Below are 20373 nucleotides of genomic sequence, written 5' to 3'. Positions count from 1 at the left end.
GGTTAGGTTTGTTTGCGCAGCGCTAATTCAGTTAGCAATGCAAAGTGGTCTGAGCCAAACGGCGGTAGCCGTTTGAGCTCAACCAACATAAAGTGCTCACTATGAAACACATGGTCTAACGGCCAGCGCATAAACGGAATTTTTGCATGAAACGTGTTGTAAATTCCGCGGCCCATGCGCGGGTCCAACAGCTGACTCTCTTGTAAAAAAGCCCGAGTCGACTTCGACCAAGCCACATCGTTCAAATCCCCTGTCACAATCACTGGCCCGGACTCTTTGCTAGCCAACTTGGCTACGATTAATAATTCTGTATCACGCTGTTTCGATTTGTGGTTTTCAGTTGGGCTAGGTGGCGCTGGGTGTACACAATGCATGCGCACTGTGCGTGTCGGTAACTGTAAATCAAAGTGCATAGACGGAATGCCTTCTTGCACAAGTTCACAAATTTCGACATTGGTCACCGGCCACTTTGAATATACCATCATGCCGTATAGGTTATTTTGCGGCCGCCGCAGAACATGCGGTAAGTCGTCTTCAATATCGCTAAATTGCTTTTCCCACCACTCGTCAGTTTCTACCGCGACAATAATATCTGGGCGCTCGTTGTTGATAATTTGAGTTAACTCGACGGCGTTGCGATTTGGCTCTAACACGTTAACTGTGAGCAGCCGAATGTGCTCGGCGATATGACTTTCGTCGCGTTTGCGGCGGTAGCGCTTGACGGTTCGCGCAGCTAAAGGCGTATAAGGAAATATCCACCAAAAATGCCATGCCCCACAGCCTAGTTGCACACTCACAAGAAGCCACGTTGAGCAGGCCGAAGCTGGCAATAACACAGCACTAAATATGAGCAAAACTAAAGCCACCGCACTTTGTTGAAGTCGCGGAAAGTCCCACACGCGTACCCACCACACAGTACGTTGTGAACGTGGTAGCAAGGTGGTGATGAGCAATAAAGTTGTGATTACGCTTATGATCCAAAACGCCAGCATGGCAATATCCCTATGAAACGAGTTAACGCTGGTTGAACAGCTAACGCTGAAAACTATATCAAAAACATTTATACTGCGCGCTTACTTCTTGGCCTGCACAACATAGCGAGAGCAAGTGTGAAATATCAAGACTTACGTGGCTTTATTCAACTGCTAGAACAACGCGGCGAATTAAAACGTATTCAACAAGAAATTGATCCCTATCTTGAGATCACTGAAATATCAGACCGTACGCTTAAAGCGGGCGGGCCTGCCTTGTTGTTTGAAAACGTGAAAGGTCACGATATTCCGGTATTAGCCAACCTTTTTGGTACACCTGAACGGGTTGCTTTAGGTATGGGGCAAGAGTCGGTAGCTGCGCTACGAGATGTCGGTAAATTATTGGCTTTTTTGAAAGAACCAGAGCCACCGAAAGGATTTCGCGATGCACTGAATTTGCTGCCGATGTACAAGAAAGTATTAAGCATGTCGCCGAAACAATTGAAAAAGGCACCATGCCAAGAAGTGGTCATGAGCGGTGATGGCGTTGACTTAACCGCGCTTCCTATTCAGCATTGTTGGCCTGGTGATGTGGCGCCGCTGATCACGTGGGGCCTGACTGTCACTAAAGGGCCTCATAAAGAGCGCCAAAATTTAGGTATTTATCGCCAGCAACTGCTTGGCAAAAATAAAGTCATTATGCGCTGGCTATCACACCGTGGCGGTGCGTTAGATTTTCAAGAATGGCAACGCGCTCACCCGGGTGAAAATTTCCCGGTAGCGGTAGCGCTTGGGGCTGACCCAGCCACTATTTTGGGCGCCGTTACGCCTGTGCCAGATACGCTATCGGAATATGCCTTTGCCGGCCTATTACGTGACGGGAAAACAGAAGTCGCTATGTGTGTAAGTAATGACCTTCAAGTGCCAGCCCACGCTGAAATAATTTTAGAAGGCTATATTGCCCCAGGCGAAACAGCCCCCGAGGGGCCTTATGGTGACCATACGGGGTACTACAACGAAGTTGATGAGTTTCCGGTGTTTACGGTGACCCATATAACCATGCGCAAACAGCCAATTTACCACAGCACTTATACCGGGCGGCCGCCAGATGAACCCGCTGTGCTTGGTGTTGCACTGAATGAAGTATTTGTGCCCTTGTTGCAAAAGCAGTTTCCAGAAATTGTCGATTTTTATCTGCCCCCCGAAGGTTGCTCTTATAGGGTCGCCGTTGTGACCATGAAAAAGCAGTACTCGGGCCATGCGAAGCGCGTGATGATGGGCGTGTGGAGCTTTTTGCGGCAGTTTATGTACACTAAATTTGTGATTGTTTGCGATGACGATGTGAACGCGCGTGATTGGAAGGATGTGATTTGGGCCATGACCACCCGCATGGACCCAGCCCGTGATACATTATTGATTGAAAATACCCCCATAGATTACTTAGATTTTGCCTCGCCCGTTTCCGGTTTAGGCTCAAAAATGGGGATGGACGCCACCAATAAGTGGCCGGGTGAAACCGATCGTGAGTGGGGTGTGCCCATTGTGATGGACGATCAAGTAAAACAACGTGTCGATGCGTTGTGGGACAGTCTTGATATTTTTTCAAATTCAAAGGAAAACAACTGATTATGAAACAATGGCTATGCCGTGTTAGCTGCATTGAAAACCTCACACCTGTGGTTTATCGCGTGGTGCTAGAGCTACCTGAGCCGCTTGAGTTTGAAGCCGGCCAGTATTTGCAGGTGGTGATGGGAGAGCGAGACAAGCGACCTTTTTCGATAGCATCATGCCCTTCAAGTACGCAGCAACTTGAATTGCACATCGGCGCAGCCGCGAATAACCCATACGCGCTTGAAGTATTAAACAAAATGCGTGAAGAGCAGCAGATAACCGTTGAAGTGCCATTAGGGCAGGCAAGTTATCGTGCCGATAGCCCACGGCCGATTATTTTAATTGCTGGCGGCACTGGTTTTTCATATACCTGGTCTATTTTGCAAGCACATTTGCGCAGCGGCTCTAAGCGGCCAATTACGTTATATTGGGGCGCCCGTAATGCCGAAGACTTGTATTACGACGCGCAATTACATGAATTAGCTGCCCAGCATGAACCCTTACATTACTGCCCGGTGGTAGAAAACGCACCGGCACAATGGCATGGGGCTACAGGTTTGGTCCACCATGCGGTTATGGCTGAGCAAACTGACTTAAATGAAGCCGATGTATATGTGGCCGGGCGCTTTGAAATGGTGCGAGTTATTCGCGACGCGTTTCATGGGCAAGGCTTACCGCTGTCACAACTTTACGGCGATGCACTGGCGTTTATCTAAACAGTTCTGTTATACTCGCCGCGCAATTTTTACCAAGGGGTGCCATATTAGCGACTATTTCGCTGGTTTGGCTGAGATGCAACATGCGAACCCTTTGCACCTGATCCGGTTAATACTGGCGTAGGGATGGTAGCATTATCACTCCATTTTATGACCTGCCCGACCGGATTGTTTCTGACTAAGCGTTGAGGAAATAATCCATGTTACTAACAGTAGTAAGTTTATTGGCGTTAAACGCCGAGCCCACAAATAACAACGATTCCGTTGAACGCATTCAAGTTCAAGGGCAATTTCGTGCCGTGCAAGTTCATCAAGCCCCCACCAGCGTGTCGGTACTGCAAGCTGACAGTATCAGCGCGCGCCACGGCTCGCATCTTGAAGACGTGTTTAATGTCATACCCAATGTGAATTTTTCGAGTGGTTCCTCACGCGCACGGTTTATGCAAATTCGCGGCATTGGTGAGCGCAGTCAATTTGTTGACCCTATTAATCCATCGGTGGGCATTCTTATTGATGGAATTAATTATAGTGGCCTAGGTCAAGCGGCAGCCTTGTTTGATATTAGCCAAGTTGAAGTATACCGTGGGCCTCAGAGTGGTCGCTTTGGTGCCGACGGTATGGCAGGTATGTTGGTGTTAGAGAGTACCCAAGCAGCTAATGAATTTGATGGTTTTTGGCAGCTTGGCGCGGCCAACTATAACGCGCTTGAAGGCGGGTTTGCGGCGGGCGGTGAGCTTGGCGCACTAGGTCGCGCGCGTTTGAGTGTTCATCAGCAGCGTGACGATGGGTTCACTGAAAACCTTTACTTGCAGCGTGACGACACACAGCAGCGCTCGGAACGTCAGGCTCGTTTCAATTTATGGTCAGACGTGGGCCAGCATTGGCAATTACGCACCACCTTGCATCACTATAATCAAGACAATGGCTATGATGCGTTTTCATTAGACAATACCCGGCAAACCTATTCTGACCAGCCTGGGCAAGACGACGCGCGTATTAACGCTGGCCGTTTAGCCGCTACTTATTTAGGCGCAAGTAGTTACGAACTAGAGCTTAGCTATAGCTGGCTGAACGCCGATACACTATACAGTTATGATGAAGACTGGAGCTACGTGGGTATTGCACCAGGTTGGGAATATTCATCGATAGATGCGTATTGGCGTGACCGTGCCGACCAAAGTTTCGAGGCGCGCCTCGTCAGCACCGAACCCTTTAGTTGGTTTGGTTTACCCACCGACTGGGTGCTTGGCTGGTATAGCCATCAGCGTGAAGAAACCCTTCAGCGTGCCTTTTTTGATTGGGACGCATACACCGATGCGCTATTTCAAAGCCAATACGACAGCACTCATCACGCCTTGTATGGAGAGCTTAGCCACTATTTAAGTGCGCAATGGCAGTTAACCACAGGGCTTCGCGTCGAGCGTTACCGTAATAACTACATGGATACCAACGCGGTGCAAGAAAAGCCAATCGACACTATGCTTGGTGGGCGTGTTAGCTTGAGTTATCAGCCGTATGCCGATCAACTATGGTATGGCACTTGGTCGCGTGGCTACAAAGCTGGTGGTGTGAATGGCGCGGCGTTAGGTAAAGTAGGTGACAATCCTGAGCTTGAAGCTTATTTACGAGCACGCGCAAACTTTTCCCCTGAATACTTAAGCAGTATTGAGCTTGGCTATAAATATGTGAGCTCCAACAATGAGGTAGCTGTAAATATTGCGTTGTTTCATCAGCGGCGCGAGCAGGTACAGTTAAAAAGTTGGATCAACCGTCAGCAAACTTTCATTGGCTTTATTGATAATGCCGATGGCGGAACAACCCAAGGTGCCGAAGTGGAGCTACGCTGGCAAGCACACGAAAAATTAAATTGGTTTGCCAATATTGGCTTACTAAAAAGCGAAATTCGTGGTTTTGTGACCGAAGACGGCGTTGACATGACTGGGCGTGAACAAGCGCAAGCACCGAGTTATCAGCTCAATACCGGGGTGCATTGGCAGTTGCAGGAAAACTTAAGTGCCAGTTTACAAATCGACAGCAAAGATAGTTTTTATTTTTCAGACTCGCATAACAGCCGTAGCGATAATATGACGTTGCTGCATGCCAACCTTGTGTGGCAACTTGAACACTGGACGGTTACCCTTTGGGGGCGTAATTTAACAGATAAAGATTATGCAACTCGTGGTTTCTATTTTGGTAACGACCCGCGTATTGAATATGCGCCAAAAACTTATGTGCAATGGGGTGAACCGCGTCGCATTGGGGTGACTTTCAATTATGTTATGTAGTGATATGAAACCTATGCAACTAGCGGGGTGTGCCGCATGGAGCTAACCGCGATTGTGTTAGCGCTTCTGTACTTGTTGTTAGCCGCGCGCCAGTCATTATGGTGCTGGCTAGCAGGGGCGATAAGTTGCGCAATTTATACCTACTTAATGTTAGGCGCGCAGCTTTATATGGAAGCTGCGCTGCAGGCATTTTATGTAGTTTTGGCAGGCTATGGTTGGTGGCAGTGGCGCTATGGCGCTGCCACCGGTGATGCCACTGAGCAGGAAGGGTATAGTTGGCGCTGGCATGCGGTTGCTATTGCAATTTTGTCACTAGTGGCTGCGTTATGTGCGCTATTGCTGCAGCGCTATACCGCAGCAGACCAAGTGTGGTTGGATAGTTTCACCACTATTTTTAGTTTATTTGCGACTTGGCTGCTTACCCGTAAACTATATTCAAACTGGCTTTATTGGTTAGTGATCGATAGTGTGTATATTTACCTATATGCTATTAAAGGTTTTGAAAAAACGAGCGGACTATTTGCCGTTTATATTGTGCTAATTTTATATGCAATGTGGAGCTGGCGCCGGAGTCAACAGGAAGTATGCAACAACACTGGCTAACGAATTTACCGATACACGGTGTCATGAAAACTGAACCGCTTTTACGCGGTGTCGCGAATGATGTCTACAAAATAACCGCAACTAGCGGTGTGTATGTGCTGAAGCACTTTCGCTTTGATCACCCCTATGGGCTTAACCGCGACCAAGAGGTTAACGTTCAACAGCAATTAGCCGAACAAGGTATTGCACCGCAAATTTTGCATTATGACTCTGCTCAAGGCTTGTTATTACAGGCGTTTATTGAAGCTCCTGATTTAGCCCATGATAGAAAATCAATGGGCACTAAAATACAGCGCCTTGGAGAAGTGAGTGCGCATATTCACCGTTTGCAAGTAGATGTTCCTGTATGGTCGCTACGCACGCGCTTGCAACGTTACTGTGATAATTTAGCTGAGTATGAGTCGGAGCGCGCACGGCAATTTCAGAAGCGTTTGCAGCAGCAACGAAAGCTCATTGATAGTTTCGGTAAGAATGCGGTTTTTTGTCACAATGACTTAGCCTTTCATCATGTGTTTTTGGCACAGCAGCCTATTGTTATTGATTGGGAATATGCAGGGCTTGGCGATCGTTATTTTGACTTGGCTAACGCCATTCAGGTGAATCAACTTGAATTTGCCGAGCGTCGAGCTTTTATCAACGCCTATGAAGGCGCATCGGGCGAGCAAATTGACAGCGATAAACTAGCGCAATGGCTTGAGCTGTCGAACACTATCAGTCAGCTTTGGTATGAACTACACCATCATTTGCAGCATCACCACGTTTAACCCCTCAGTGACAAGGAGTGACGATGTCTAAGTTAACCGACCGCATGTACGGCTACCTAGCAGAAGACGAAGATGCTCGGGTGTGCAAAGACATTCCAGATAGTGCCTGTAACGACCAACCGCAAGCTTTTATGGCGCATTTGTGGGCGCTGACACTGACTAAACTCGGTGATTCTTTGGTGAGTGCACGGTTAGTTTTGCCGTGGATGCTGATTGCCTTAGGTGCGCCAAGTGCCTTCATCGCAGCGTTAGTCCCATTACGGGAGTCGCTGGCTTTATTACCCCAGTTGTTTGTTGCCCAACGTATGCGTGAAACGCCCGTGCGCAAATGGTTCTGGGTGGCCGGAAGTATTGGCCAAGCGCTAAGTTTAGTGGCCATGGTGGCAGCCATTGTAACCACTGAAGGGGAAACCTTTGGATGGGCAATTGTTATTTTGCTCGCACTTTTTAGCTTGTCGCGCGGCGTGTGCTCGGTTGCCATAAAAGACGTGCAAGGTAAAACTATCTCTAAAACTCGACGTGGTCGCTTATCTGGGTTGGCAGCTTCGGTAGCGGGTACTCTGTCGTTGTTAACGGCAATTGCTATTTTAGTCGCACCAAGCCTAACCGACACGCAACGTGAAGGCGATGCCTGGATATTTGTCGCTTTACTTAGTTTTGCGGCGCTGTTGTGGGTTGTGGCGGCAATTATTTATGCACAAGTGCCCGAAGTTCCAGGCGCAACAGAGGGCGGCGGTAACGCAGTTATAGAAGCCCTGAAATCGATTGCGCTGTTATGGCAAGACAAGAAGTTCGGTCAGTTTGTTCTCACGCGTGCACTGCTTGTGGCGTCGGCGTTTGCTATTCCCTACATTGTTGTGATGATTCAGCGCAGTGGCGATGGCGGCTTAACGGGCCTAGGTGGCTTAATGTTAGCAAGTGGCCTAGCCGGTATGTTGGCTGGGCGTTTTTGGGGAAAATGGTCAGATAGCGCAAGCAACCATGTTATGGCAGCTGCGGCTTTATTAGCCACGCTAGTTATGGCAGTGGCGTTGGCGCTATATTTGTGGCGGCCAGACTTACTCGCGCAGCAATGGTTGTCTGGTTTTATTATTTTTGCGGCAGCGGTGGCTCATCATGGTGCAAGAGTGGGAAGAAAAACTTATTTGGTCGACATGGCCACGCAAGACAACCGAGCGCAGTACACTGCTGTTTCCAACACTGTTATTGGCGTGGTGTTATTGCTTGGTATTTTATTAGGTCTACTAGACCAATTCATTGGTGTTGAAGCGGTTATTGGGTTATTGATTGGTTTAGGCCTTGTTGCAGCAGCGCGGGCATTTAGTTTGCCTAATGTGCAACAAGACTAAGTGATTACAAGCTGCGTAATAAAAAAGCGAGCTCGGTGAGCTCGCTTTTTAGGTAAGATACCGCACAAGTGATTACTTGCCGCGAATAACGCCGTACAGCCCAACTACTACGGCTACAGCGCCGCCAATTAAGTACCACATGGCTTCATCGGTGGTTTCACCAGTAATAGCTTGGGTAGCTTCAGAGGCTACCGAGTTATACGCTTCCCAACCGAAATACAGCAAAATAACACCAACCACTAATAGAACGATTCCAATGATCTTGTTCATCGAATGTTTCCTTTTTATTTTCATGGATTAAGGTACTACTTGCTCAGCTTAGCAAAAATTACTGAGATAGCGAATTAACCTAAATAAGAAGTTAACATCCACGCGGTTTTTTCTTGCTCTTTAATATAATCGCTCATGAGTGAGGCAGTACCTTCGTCATTGGCGTCGCCAGCAATTTCAAGAATTTCGCGTTGTAAGCGAATAACAACTCGGTAACTATCAAGAATTTCGCGCACACAAGCTTTACCGTCATGCACGTCTTTCACTTCAATGATTTCGCTGGCTTTAATGTACGTTGAATAAGCATGTAACGGACGTTGGCCTAAAGTCAGAATACGTTCGGCAATTTCATCAACCTTAAGTAATAGGTCGTTATAGGTTTCTTCGAACTTAGCATGCAACTCGAAGAACTCTTTGCCTTTGATATTCCAATGAAAGCCACGGACGTTCATGTAGAACACTTGGTAGTTTGCTAGTAACTGGTTTAAGCGCTCTGCCAATTGTTCTGCATGATGTTGGTCAAGGCCAATAACGTTAAGCTGTTGCATGTTTAACTCCTTGTTTGAATTTGATTTATAACTTATACATGGGTACCAGTATAGACCAATTCAAGGGGCCTGTGACAATGCTTAAACTCGATTAGCCTCATCGGCTTTGCCGTCGCGAATGTGCGCTTCACCGCGTTTTTTCGCGAGCTGAATTTGCTTTTCACGTTCGGCAAAACGCTCTTTTTGCTCAGGTGTTGTTTTATCAAAACAATGTGGGCAACTCACCCCTTTTTGATAATGCTCGGACTGCTTTTCCTGCTCAGTAATAGGCATACGGCAGGCGTAGCATTGGTCATACTCACCTTGTTCTAACCCATGACGTACGGTTACGCGTTGATCAAACACAAAACAATCGCCATTCCAGGTGGTTTCTTCTTCAGGAACTTCTTCAAGATACTTCAGAATTCCGCCTTTAAGGTGATATACCTCATTAAAACCAATAGACTTTAAGTAGGCCGTCGATTTTTCACAGCGAATACCACCGGTACAGAACATAGCCACTTTTTTGTGTTTTTCTGGATCAAGATGGTCTTTCACGTACTGCGGGAATTCACGAAATGACTCAGTTTTAGGGTTAATTGCGCCTTCAAATGTGCCCACCGCGTACTCGTAATCATTGCGGGTATCAATAAGCAATACTTCAGGGTCGCGTATGAGGTCATTCCAATCTTTAGCATCGACATAAGTGCCGACCACGTTTTTCGGGTCTACCCAGTCAATGCCCATGGTGACGATTTCTTTTTTCAGTTTTACTTTGGTGCGGTAAAACGCTTGCGTGTCACTCGGTGACTCTTTGTGTTCAATGTCGCTAAATTCGGTGCGATTACGAATAAACGCAAGTACGTTATCAATACCTTCGCGAGTGCCACAAATAGTCCCGTTGATGCCTTCACGAGCGAGTAACAAAGTCCCTTTAACTTCATTTTCGATCATGCAATTGTAGAGTGGCTCACGAAAAGCCTCAAAATCGTTGAACTCAACAAATTTGTAGAGTGCGGCGCAAATATACATTAATTACTTCCTTCTTTTGGCGATTCGGATCGCAAATCCGAGGTCAAAAATTGCGCGCGCATTCTAGCATACAATTATTCGTTGAGCAGCTTTTCCACCAAAGGCTCAAGACTTCTCATGCCATATTCTTGGCCCTTAGCCAGGGCCTCCTCTTTTGTCGCCCCTTGAAACCAAGCAGCTCGCAGCGCCATCATAGCACCCACACGATTACTGCTCGCACAATGGAGGAGTGTTTTATCACCCTCATTGGCACTCATAATGCGATGAAATTCAGCCACATTTTCGCGAGTGAGGTCATCACCACCGGTAACGGGTAGGTGGTGGTAACTCATACCTAAATTAGCGGCCCACGTTGACTCCTCAATGCTGGCCATTTCTTCGTGGCTACGCAGGTTGATGACCTTGGTTACGCCAAGCTCTTTGAAAGCCTGCAGTTGGGCCTCGGTGGGCTGCCCTGAGGTAAAGTGCTGTGCGTTTGGATGATGAATATTAGTCACATCAGCCACCTCAACAGGAATACTATTGACGGTCGGCTTGTCGTTACACCCACTTAGTAAAAGTAAGGCGACAAAAGTCAAACTTAATAGGTGCAAAAATCGCATAACAAGCTCCTTAAAGAATTTCTAAATACAAGTGGGGTTAACTATAGAGAAATCGGTCTATTTCGCAAGTTGCTAAATCAACTAAACGGTCATTACTGAACTAGTTTCACGCGCATTATTTGGTTAGGATGAGAGGCAGACCATGCAGAGGATCAGTCATGAGTAATCTTACCCCAGGATTTATTGTTGCCCACAGTCACAGGTTACAGGACTTAACCGACCTTGTGGTGAAGTTAAATCGCCAATACCCACTGCCACCGTTGGCTAATGAAGCTGTATTAGTGCAGTCCAATGGTATTGCCCAATGGCTAAAACAACATTTAGCGGCTGACTTAGGTATTGCCGCGATGGTTGATGTCATGTTACCCGCCCGTTTTCAATGGCAGGCTTATCGCGCCGTGCTCGGTGACGATATTCCGCGTCACTCTCCGTTTGATAAAAACCGGTTAACGTGGCGCTTAATGCGAATTTTACCGGCGCACTTGCACGAACCTGAATTTGCGACGCTGCGGCGTTACATGGCCGATGATACAGACTCACGTAAGTGCTTTCAGTTGTGTGAGCGCCTGGCCGATTTATTTGACCAATACCAAGTATACCGAGCTGAGTGGCTAAGTGACTGGGCTCAAGGCGTGGACGCTAAGGTACCCGAAACGCAACGCTGGCAACCGCTGCTGTGGCGCTATGTACTCGCTGATGTTGGTGACGAACAATGGAATAACCGAGCGCTGTTGCACCAACATTTTATTGACGCCTGTGAGCGGTTAACTGCATCAATCCGACCTGTGGGCATTCCGCCGCGCGTCGTGGTTTTTGGTATTTCCAGTTTGCCTAAGCAAAGCCTTGAAGTGTTGCGTGCTATTAGCCGCTTCACTCAAGTGGTGCTGTGTGTGCATAACCCGTGTCAGTTTTACTGGGCTGACATTATTGACGGTAAAGACATTTACAATTATTACGTGAAGCCACGCCAACAACGCCGCCACAGTGGGGCAACAGCCGATGCCGATCTAATCCATGCAACAGCGCATCCACTATTGGCGTCGTGGGGTAAGCAGGGGCGCGATTACATTCGCTTGCTTGATGAGTTTGACGATACCGACGCATTACGCACAGAGTTTCCAACCTTAAAACTGGATTTATTCGACGAAGTATTGCCCGAAAGCCCGTCGATTTTAGATGCGCTGCGGCACGATATTTTGCACTTAAACGCACCCGAAGAAGCCAAGCAGCGGTGGCAGCAAACGACATTGCGTGACGATGCGGTGGCGTTTCATTGTGCCCATAGCCCACAACGAGAAGTTGAAATTCTGCACGACCAGTTATTAGCACGTTTTGCCGCTGACCCAAGTCTTGAGCCACGTGATGTGATGGTGATGGTGCCTGATATTGACCGCTATGCACCGCACATTGAGGCCGTCTTTGGGCGTTTGGACCGCGATGACCCACGTTACATTCCCTACAGTTTGGCTGACCAGGGGGCGCGTCATCGGCACCCCATGCTCATTGCTTTAGAATATGCACTAACGATTAATCAACAGCGTGCAAGTGCCAGTGAACTGTTTGACATTCTACAAGTGCAAGCTGTACAGGCTCGGTTTGGGCTTAATTCTGAGCAGCTGGCGCAGTTGCAACGCTGGGCCGATGGTTCTGGTGTGCGCTGGGGTTTAAATGGTGCCCACAGGCAGCAGCTAAACCTACCCGACAGCACCATCAACACTTGGCTGTTTGGTTTGCAGCGAATGCTTTTAGGTTATGCGCTAGGCGATAGTGAGCACTTACAAAGCGACTGGCAGGGTATTGAACCATTTGGTGATATTGACGGCTTAGAAGCTGATATTGCCGGTGGTTTGTACCAGTTTGTGCAAGTATTAATAAATCACGCCAACAGTGGTTATGAAAACCGTTCTGCGCAACAGTGGGCAAACTATTTAAACCAATTTTTAATGTGCTTATTTGCGCCAGAAGAAGACGCTGACGTGGTGATGCTAAATAGGCTGCAACAACATTTACAAAGTTGGTTAGAGGCTACTGAAAGTGCGGGGCTCGATGAGCCGATAACGCTGACCGTGGTTCTTGAAAGCTGGTTGGCTGGGGTGGATGACATGAACCTCAATCAACGCTTTATGGCCGGTAAAGTTAACTTTGCCACGCTTATGCCAATGCGCGCTATTCCGTTTAAGTGCGTATGCTTGTTAGGTATGAACGACGGTGATTACCCGCGTGCGCAAAAGCCGTTTGATTTTGATTTGATGGCGCAAGACCCGCTACCGGGCGATCGCTCGCGCCGTGAAGACGACCGTTACTTATTTTTAGAAGCCATACTGTCAGCTCAGCATTGGTTATATATCAGCTGGCAAGGCCGCAGTATTCGAGATAATAGCGAGAAGCCCGCCGCCGTGGTGGTTAATCAATTGCTGGAACACCTTGAGCGCGTATACGGTGGTCGTCGTAATGGGAAGCCGTGGGTATTAACTCACCCATTACAACCGTTTAGCCAAGCGTACTTTACCGCGCCTGAGCCTCAGGCTCAGGAATTGTTTACCTATGCCAGCGAGTGGCACGTGGTGCACAAAGTAGCCAACACCGATAGCAAGCAAGCGACAGAACACAGCGCGTTAACGCCGTATAATTTGGAGCGCCCGCTGACCATAAAGCACCTGGCAGACTTTATCAAAGAGCCGGCGCGATTATTTACCCAGTTGCGTTTGCAATCGTATTTGCATCAAAGTCAGCTGAGCTTGCGTGACGACGAAAGCTTTACCTTAGATAATCTCACCCAGTGGCAATTGCTAAATGGGCTGTTTGAAGCGGCTTTACCAGTTATTCTTGATGGTGGTGATGAAGCCCAAGCCCAGGCTACATTGCAGGCTGCGTTGGCCAAATTGCAACGCGCTGGTGATGTACCATTTGGGGCAGCCGGTGTAGCGATGAAAAATGAGTTGGCGCAAAGTAGCGAGTTGCTATTTCAGCGGGTTGCTGAGCTTTGCCAAATGTATCCTCATAAAGTGGCCACCACGCAAGTAGCGTACACGGCTGATAATGGGTACACCGTGGAAGCAACTTTTAGCCACTTACGGCGTAATAATGAGGGTGATAACGGCGCTGATGCGATGAGCACTTGGTTAAACTTGCATGTGACGCCATCTAAAATTGTGGAAAAAAATGGGTCGCCGCGGCCCAAATATGGGGTGCAACAATGGGCGGAGCATCTACTGCTCAATACGCAAAACCCAACCACCACCAAATTAATCGGTAGCGAGGGGGTATTAACCTTTGCCCCGTTGCAAAAAGACACCGCAAACACCCTGTTGAATACCTTATTAAGTTGGTTGGCACACGGCCTGCAGCAACCGCTCGGTGTTGGTTTTGAGCTTGCGTTAGAAGGCTTAAAAGCCAACTATAAAACTTGGCAAGACGCGCTGGATAGTGACGAGTTTAAGGTTGAACACGATAAAGTTGCGACGTTTTTTGAAGAGGGCGGGTTTAAACAGCAGGCACACAGTCAAAAAGTGCCTTATTTAACGCGCTTTTTCCCCAATTACGCGACACTTATAGCTGCTGGGCAGCAGCAAGACGTGGCTGAAGCCATATATCGACCACTACTCAGTGAGCTTGTGGCTAGCGGCAAGGAGGCTGAATAACATGAGTAATGGACCAACTGCAGTAATGAATATTCTACAGCCGTTAACGTTTCCGTTGCACAATAGCCGCTTAATTGAGGCAAGCGCGGGTACTGGAAAAACTTACACGATTGCTGCCCTTTATTTGCGCTTAGTGCTAGGGCATAAAACTCCGCGCTGCTATAAGCCCGACGAACTATTAGTGGTGACATTTACCGAGCCGGCGACCGAAGAGCTACGCGATCGCATCCGTGCCAACCTCAGCGAGGCCGCCGCTTACTTTCGTGGCGATATTAGCGTGAAAGACCCGTTTTTAATTGATTTGAAAGCGGAATTTCCCGTGACTGAGCATCCGCACTGTGGCCGCTTGTTAGATTTGGCCGCCCAAGCCATGGACGAAGCTGCGGTGCATACCATTCATGGTTGGTGTAATCGCATGTTACGCGAGCATGCTTTTGCCAGCGGCAGCTTATTTACACAGCAGCTTAACACCGATACCGCGGCCATGTGGGAGCAGGTAAGTCATGATTACTGGCGCACTTTCGTGAGTGTGCTGTCAGAGTCAGAACTGACGCAGTACCAAGTTATTTGTGATGCTTTTGCCAGCCCTGAGGCGCTGCTACAAAGCGCGCGAGGTATTGTCAGTTATGCCGCAGAGCAGACGACAGTAGCGCCGGCGGAGGTGCTGCAGCAACAGGCCAAAGCTCAGCAGCAACTGCGTGATACCTTTCATAAGTTCGACTGGCTACAGTGGGCTGATGAGTGTGAGCAACTGTTAGCTGATCTACGTGATAGCAAGCAACTCAATGGACAAAAATTGCGAGCGGATTCGGTTAGTAAATGGTTCGACCAAATTCGTGGCTGGGCCGAGCAATTAGCGAACGCTAATGCACCACTACTGCCGGCACTGCAACCAGACAGCGGCTGGCTGAAACTGAGCCCGCAAGATTTAGCCGAAAACAGCTTGAAAACAGCCCTGCCGGAACACCCGTTTTGGCAGACGCTCATGGACCTAAAAGCTGCCGCGGACGCGCTACCGGCGCCACGCGTAAGCTTATTAAAACATGCCGCTAAATGGTTGCATCAACGTTTTGCGCAACTGCAAAAACAGCGCGCTGAAATGGGTTTTGATGACATGTTGACGCGACTTCGCAACGCGTTACACGGCGACTTTGGTGATGACTTGGCCGCCACCATTCGTCAGCAGTTTCCGATTGCTATGGTGGACGAGTTTCAAGACACAGACCCGGTACAATATGCCATTTTTGATCGGGTTTACTGTTTAGACAACACGCCCGAAGAGCATGGCGTGTTTTTAATTGGTGACCCTAAGCAGGCTATTTATTCGTTTCGAAACGCCGATATACACACCTACCTGAAAGCACGGCGAGCCACCACAGGACGCCATTACACGCTAGGTACCAATTACCGCTCAACCGATGCCATGGTCGCGGCAAGTAATGCGCTGTTTTTACAGGCGCAAGAAGCGCCTCGTGGGCCATTTCACTTTCGTGATAGTGACAGCGGCGATGACCCCTTGCCGTTTTTGCCGGTGCAAGCAAATGGTCTAAAAGCACGGTGGGTTACGCAAGGTGAAGAACAAGCTGCATTGCAATTTGATTGTGTGGAGGTTGGTAGTGATGACAAGGTTAATAACGATGTATTGCATCACCAGCTAGCCAATTGGCAAGCCGAGCGAATTGTGCAACTGCTGCATGATGAAACCACGGGTTTTGTAGAGAATGGCACCCTACGCCGAGTGCAGCCGGGTGATATTGCCATTTTGGTCAATAAAGCGAGTGAGGCAAAAGTCGTTCGTGAAGCATTGCGTCAGCGTGGCTTGCGTAGTGTGTACTTGTCTGACCGTGATTCAGTATTTGCAAGCCCCGTGGCGGGGCAGTTGCTACAGATATTGCAAGCCTGCGCGCAGCCGCGTGATCCAAGTTTGTTACGCACCGCGCTACTCAGTCAGTTGCTGTATTTATCATTAGCAACTGTTGATAACACCTTGAATGATGAACTGAAATGGGATGCCTTCGCTGAGCAAGTGCTGAGTTATCATCAGCGCTGGCAACGCCATGGCGTATTAGCTGTTATTCAGCGGCTACTGCATGATTACGACGTGCCCGCGAAGCTTTTAGCTGAGGCGGACGGTGAGCGTAAGCTGACCGATGTATTGCACTTAGCTGAGCTACTGCAACAACATGCCGCTACTACTGAGGGTATGGCCGGCGTGCTGCGCTATTTGCAAGAGCATATTGAACTCGCTCAACAGTCAAATAACCGTACCGATAGCCAAGAGCTGCAGGTGCGTTTAGAAAGCGATAATCAATTAATTCAAGTGGTGACTATTCATAAGTCGAAAGGCTTGCAGTATCCGTTAGTGTTTTTACCCTTTATTGCCAATACCAACCAGCTGAGTAATCGCGTGACATACCCTGCGGTGTATCACTCTAGCTCGGGTGATATTCAAGTGGCATTTGATGACTCGGATGCCGCTGTGGCGGCAAAAATAGATCAAGAGCGGCTCGAAGAAGACATTCGTAAGCTCTATGTGGCGGTAACCCGAGCCCAATTTGCCACTTATATTGGCCTGGCACCTTACAAAACGCTTAATGATACGGCTTTAAGTTACTTGCTAGGGGGCGGCAGTGCGCTTGATTTAACACAGCTTTCGTTACCTGCGCATTGTTCCCGTGTGGCAGTGCCTGAGGTGGTCACTAGCAGTGTTTACCAGCCACCGCAGAGTAATACACCGAGTTTGCAGTTTTGCCAAATACCCGCACGCCCGCGTGACGAGTGGTGGGTGGCTAGCTATAGTGCGCTGAAGTATGGCGACTGGCAGGCCGATACCGTTGATGCTCAGAACGCTCTAGAAGCGCGCTATGAACAGCCAGCGGAGCAGCTACCAGAGCAGCGACAAACGCCGCAGCCGAATAGCATACATAGTTTTCCGAAGGGCGCTGAAGCAGGAACCTATTTGCATAACTTACTTGAAGATGCTGCTACTGAGGGATTTGCGCGCTTAGCGAACGATACTGTGTTGCGCCAAAAGTTTGTTGAGCAACGCACCCAACTTGAGCCTTGGGCGAGTAACCGTGAAGTACTCACCGATTGGTTGCAGGCTTTGTTAAGTGTGCCATTTAAAGCGGGCGATCAGCGGTTAGCACTTGCCGATTTGCAAAGTTATCAAGCGGAACCTGAGTTTTGGTTTCCAGCGGCGCATGTTCAGGTGCAACCATTAGATCGACAAGTGCAACAGTACGTGTTGTCTGGATATGATAGGCCGCAAGTATTGCCAACGCAGCTTAACGGTATGCTCAAAGGCTTTATTGACTTGGTATTCGAGTATAAGGGCCGTTTTTACGTGGCTGACTATAAGTCGAATTACATCGGTCATGACGCGGCTGCTTATACTCACGACGCTATGCGCGATAAAATTTTAGCCAGCCGCTATGACTTACAGTATGTCATTTACTTGGTGGCACTGCATAAGTTGTTAAGTGTGCGACTGGGGAGTGCGTACGATTACGACACCCATATTGGCGGTGCTGTTTATCTATTTTTACGCGGCGTGCATGGGGCGCAAGCAGGGGCGTTTTATGACCGCCCACCGCGCGAGCTTATAGAAGACTTGGCAAGCCAGTTCACGCTTAAGGAGAAGCTTCTATGATGCACGCATTGCAACTATGGTACCAACATGGCTGGATTCGAGCCATTGATGTGAGCTTAGCTGAACAATTACAGCAACTTGGTGCGTCGGAGAGTGCAGCGTTCATGGCCGCTTTGACTAGCGTGCAGCTTGGTCATGGGCACCCTTGTCTTGATCTTAATTCGCTTTATCACAATTTCGAACGGTCGTTAAACTTGCCGCCGGAGCACGCTACAGCTGATAGCTTACAGGTGTGCCAAGCACCCAAGGCATTGCTAGAGGCAGACGCGTCAGTGTCGACCCTAGATAACTGCCTGAGCCAGTTACAGCAAAGTGCTGTGGTTAATCAACCCAACAGCCCACTGGTATTGCAAGGAACGCGCTTATATTTACGCCGGTATTATGACTATGAACAGCGCATTAAGGCGGACTTAAAGCGGCGTATGGTCGCGCAGGTACCGGTCGATACTGAGCGCTTACGGCGCGTACTCGATGCCTTGTTTGGCCAAACAGAGCGGATTAGTTGGCAGCGCACGGCGTGCGCAATGGCCATGCGCAGCCGTTTTACTATTGTGACTGGGGGCCCAGGCACCGGAAAAACTTATACCGTGGTGCGGTTGTTAGCCACGCTACAAAAATTACGTACCCAAGCAGCGCCACTGCGTATTCGGTTGGCGGCTCCCACTGGGAAAGCGGCGGCCCGCATGAGTGAGTCAATTAGTGCAGAATTAGGAAACTTAGACGCTATTAAAGAGGTTGCCGACGTATTGGCTGAAGGATTAGCTAGCGACGCGGTGACGTTACACCGATTATTAGGCACCGTGCCTCACTCACGGCGATTTCGCCACAATGCGAGCAACCCCCTGCATGCTGACGTGTTGATTATTGATGAAGCCTCGATGGTCGACATTGGCATGTTGGCCGCTGTGGTGGCTGCATTGCCTGCACATGCGCGACTTATTTTGCTAGGTGACAAAGACCAGTTAGCGTCGGTAGAAGCGGGGGCCATTTTAGGGCAATTGTGTGAAGGGGCCGAGCAAGGTCATTACGCACCAGAGTTAATCGAATGGCTGAATAAAACATCAGCAAACCTTATGCCAGATCATACATTAGATGCAGACGCAGAGCGCTGGCCATACCTTCAGCACACTACGATGTTTCATGAAAGTCGTCGCTTTGATGCCGAAAAAGGTATTGGCAAATTAGCATATGAGGTTAACCAGCAGCGTATTGAGTGGCTGCAGCAATGGCTGCGCGATAGTCAGCTTATGGCCGCAACCCACCCAGAATTCGATAATATTCATGTATTGCAAAGTAGCCATGCGGATGATGCTAACATCAAGCGGCTTGTGTTAGACGGTTATGCGCCGCTGCAGCAGTTACTTAGCAAGGGGCCAAACGATAACAGCGAGCAAGGCGTTAATGAGTGGGCGAAAGCAATTCTTGCGCAATTGGGTGAATTTCAATTGCTGACCGCCGTGCGAGAAGGCAACTGGGGAATGCACGCTTTTAATCAGCGCGTGACGTATTGGCTGCACGGCGATCAGTCCCAACAACACGGTTGGTTTAGCGGACGCCCAGTGATGGTGACGCACAATGACTATCATCTTAATCTTCGTAACGGTGATATTGGCGTGGTACTGCAACGTGCAGAAGGTGAGCCCTTGCGGGTTGCATTTTTGAATCCACAAGGTGACGTGCGCTGGGTGTTGCCAAGTCGACTAACGCAAATTGATACGGCCTATGCCATGACCATTCACAAGTCACAAGGCTCTGAATTTAACCACACAGTCATGGTTATGCCGCAAACGGATGCACCTATTTTGACGAAAGAATTGCTATATACCGGTATTACTCGTGCCAAAAGTAATTTCACTTTAATTTGTTCGCAGCCGCAGCTTGTTATTAAAGCTGTGCAGCGTCGCGTCAAACGTAACGGAGGGCTTACCGATGCCTGACATTGTCATTTCGCAACGTGTGGCCATTCCCGAGCAGGAACTTGAATGGCAATTTATTCGTTCCTCGGGTGCCGGTGGGCAAAACGTCAATAAAGTCTCGACAGCCGCGCAATTAATCTTCGATATTAATGCAAGTTCGTTACCCGAGCTTTATAAAAGCCGATTATTAGCGCTAAGTGACCATCGCATTACACAAAGCGGCAAGATAATTATCAAATGCCAAGAAACGCGCAGTCAATTGCAAAATCGCGAGCATGCGTTACAGCAATTCGTCGCATTAGTTAAGAGTGTCACCGTAACGCGCAAACGCAGAATTGCGACCAAACCTTCGAAGGCAGCCCAACAAAAACGTATTGATGCGAAGAAAAAGCGCAGCTCAATAAAAGCCATGCGTGGCAAAATTGATTAATTAT

Annotated in this window: 15 protein-coding genes and 1 riboswitch; of the genes, 10 read left to right on the top strand and 5 right to left on the bottom strand. The window is 48.6% G+C overall.

Translation table 11 applies throughout. The annotated features are described in order from the left end of the window. Positions 1 to 2: 2 nt before the first annotated feature. Positions 3 to 992, bottom strand: coding sequence for an endonuclease/exonuclease/phosphatase family protein (locus ASC40_RS06275; RefSeq protein ID WP_055438938.1), 990 nt, complete (start codon positions 990 to 992; stop codon positions 3 to 5). A gap of 117 nt (positions 993 to 1109) precedes the next feature. Here ASC40_RS06275 and ubiD point away from each other — a divergent pair, with 117 nt between their 5' ends. The 6 genes from ubiD to ASC40_RS06245 all read left to right on the top strand — a co-directional run bounded on the left by ubiD (position 1110) and on the right by ASC40_RS06245 (position 8299). Then, positions 1110 to 2597: a 4-hydroxy-3-polyprenylbenzoate decarboxylase gene (gene ubiD / locus ASC40_RS06270; RefSeq protein WP_055438937.1), complete on the top strand. Its 1488-nt coding sequence runs from the start codon at positions 1110 to 1112 to the stop codon at positions 2595 to 2597. A gap of 2 nt (positions 2598 to 2599) precedes the next feature. Continuing rightward, positions 2600 to 3298 (top strand): NAD(P)H-flavin reductase, encoded by a 699-nt coding sequence (gene fre, locus ASC40_RS06265; RefSeq protein WP_055438936.1) that lies wholly within the window; start codon positions 2600 to 2602, stop codon positions 3296 to 3298. A 25-nt stretch (positions 3299 to 3323) separates the two neighbouring features. Further along, positions 3324 to 3442: riboswitch (TPP riboswitch) on the top strand. Between the two features lie 56 nt (positions 3443 to 3498). After that, positions 3499 to 5583, top strand: a complete 2085-nt coding sequence (locus ASC40_RS06260; RefSeq protein WP_055438935.1) for a TonB-dependent receptor — start codon at positions 3499 to 3501, stop codon at positions 5581 to 5583. A gap of 36 nt (positions 5584 to 5619) precedes the next feature. After that, positions 5620 to 6186, top strand: a complete 567-nt coding sequence (pnuC, locus tag ASC40_RS06255; protein WP_055438934.1) for a nicotinamide riboside transporter PnuC — start codon at positions 5620 to 5622, stop codon at positions 6184 to 6186. A gap of 23 nt (positions 6187 to 6209) precedes the next feature. Further along, on the top strand, positions 6210 to 6950 hold the full coding sequence (locus tag ASC40_RS06250; RefSeq protein WP_169782089.1) for a phosphotransferase: 741 nt from the start codon (positions 6210 to 6212) through the stop codon (positions 6948 to 6950). Positions 6951 to 6973: 23 nt separating this feature from the next. Continuing rightward, positions 6974 to 8299, top strand: a complete 1326-nt coding sequence (locus ASC40_RS06245) for an MFS transporter (RefSeq protein WP_072243404.1) — start codon at positions 6974 to 6976, stop codon at positions 8297 to 8299. 72 nt (positions 8300 to 8371) lie between these two features. On the opposite strand, the gene ASC40_RS06240 is transcribed toward ASC40_RS06245, so the two are convergent. From ASC40_RS06240 to ASC40_RS06225, 4 genes are all read right to left on the bottom strand, one after another. After that, positions 8372 to 8569, bottom strand: coding sequence for a DUF3185 family protein (locus ASC40_RS06240; RefSeq protein WP_055438931.1), 198 nt, complete (start codon positions 8567 to 8569; stop codon positions 8372 to 8374). Positions 8570 to 8643: 74 nt separating this feature from the next. After that, on the bottom strand, positions 8644 to 9117 hold the full coding sequence (locus ASC40_RS06235) for a Dps family protein (protein ID WP_055438930.1): 474 nt from the start codon (positions 9115 to 9117) through the stop codon (positions 8644 to 8646). Between the two features lie 81 nt (positions 9118 to 9198). Then, positions 9199 to 10128, bottom strand: coding sequence for an oxygen-dependent tRNA uridine(34) hydroxylase TrhO (trhO, locus tag ASC40_RS06230; RefSeq protein ID WP_055438929.1), 930 nt, complete (start codon positions 10126 to 10128; stop codon positions 9199 to 9201). 74 nt (positions 10129 to 10202) lie between these two features. Further along, complete coding sequence (locus ASC40_RS06225) at positions 10203 to 10730, bottom strand: protein tyrosine phosphatase family protein (protein ID WP_055438928.1); 528 nt, start codon at positions 10728 to 10730, stop codon at positions 10203 to 10205. 158 nt (positions 10731 to 10888) lie between these two features. Here ASC40_RS06225 and recC point away from each other — a divergent pair, with 158 nt between their 5' ends. From recC to arfB, 4 genes are read left to right on the top strand one after another with little or no spacing between them, the layout of a single operon-like run. Next, positions 10889 to 14371, top strand: a complete 3483-nt coding sequence (gene recC, locus ASC40_RS06220; protein WP_055438927.1) for an exodeoxyribonuclease V subunit gamma — start codon at positions 10889 to 10891, stop codon at positions 14369 to 14371. Position 14372: 1 nt separating this feature from the next. Beyond that, entirely contained in the window at positions 14373 to 18023 is a 3651-nt protein-coding gene (recB, locus tag ASC40_RS06215) for an exodeoxyribonuclease V subunit beta (protein ID WP_055438926.1), read from the top strand. Beyond that, on the top strand, positions 18020 to 19960 hold the full coding sequence (gene recD / locus ASC40_RS06210; RefSeq protein WP_055438925.1) for an exodeoxyribonuclease V subunit alpha: 1941 nt from the start codon (positions 18020 to 18022) through the stop codon (positions 19958 to 19960). The genes recB and recD overlap by 4 nt, the downstream gene beginning before the upstream one ends. Further along, entirely contained in the window at positions 19953 to 20369 is a 417-nt protein-coding gene (gene arfB, locus ASC40_RS06205) for an alternative ribosome rescue aminoacyl-tRNA hydrolase ArfB (protein ID WP_055438924.1), read from the top strand. The genes recD and arfB overlap by 8 nt, the downstream gene beginning before the upstream one ends. The last annotated feature ends 4 nt before the right edge of the window (positions 20370 to 20373 follow it).

Origin of the sequence: Pseudidiomarina woesei, from assembly GCF_001418345.1 — a bacterium.
Classification (GTDB): domain Bacteria; phylum Pseudomonadota; class Gammaproteobacteria; order Enterobacterales; family Alteromonadaceae; genus Pseudidiomarina; species Pseudidiomarina woesei.
The sequence above is the reverse complement of the archived record's forward strand: the minus strand, read 5'-3'. Positions and strand labels throughout refer to the sequence as shown.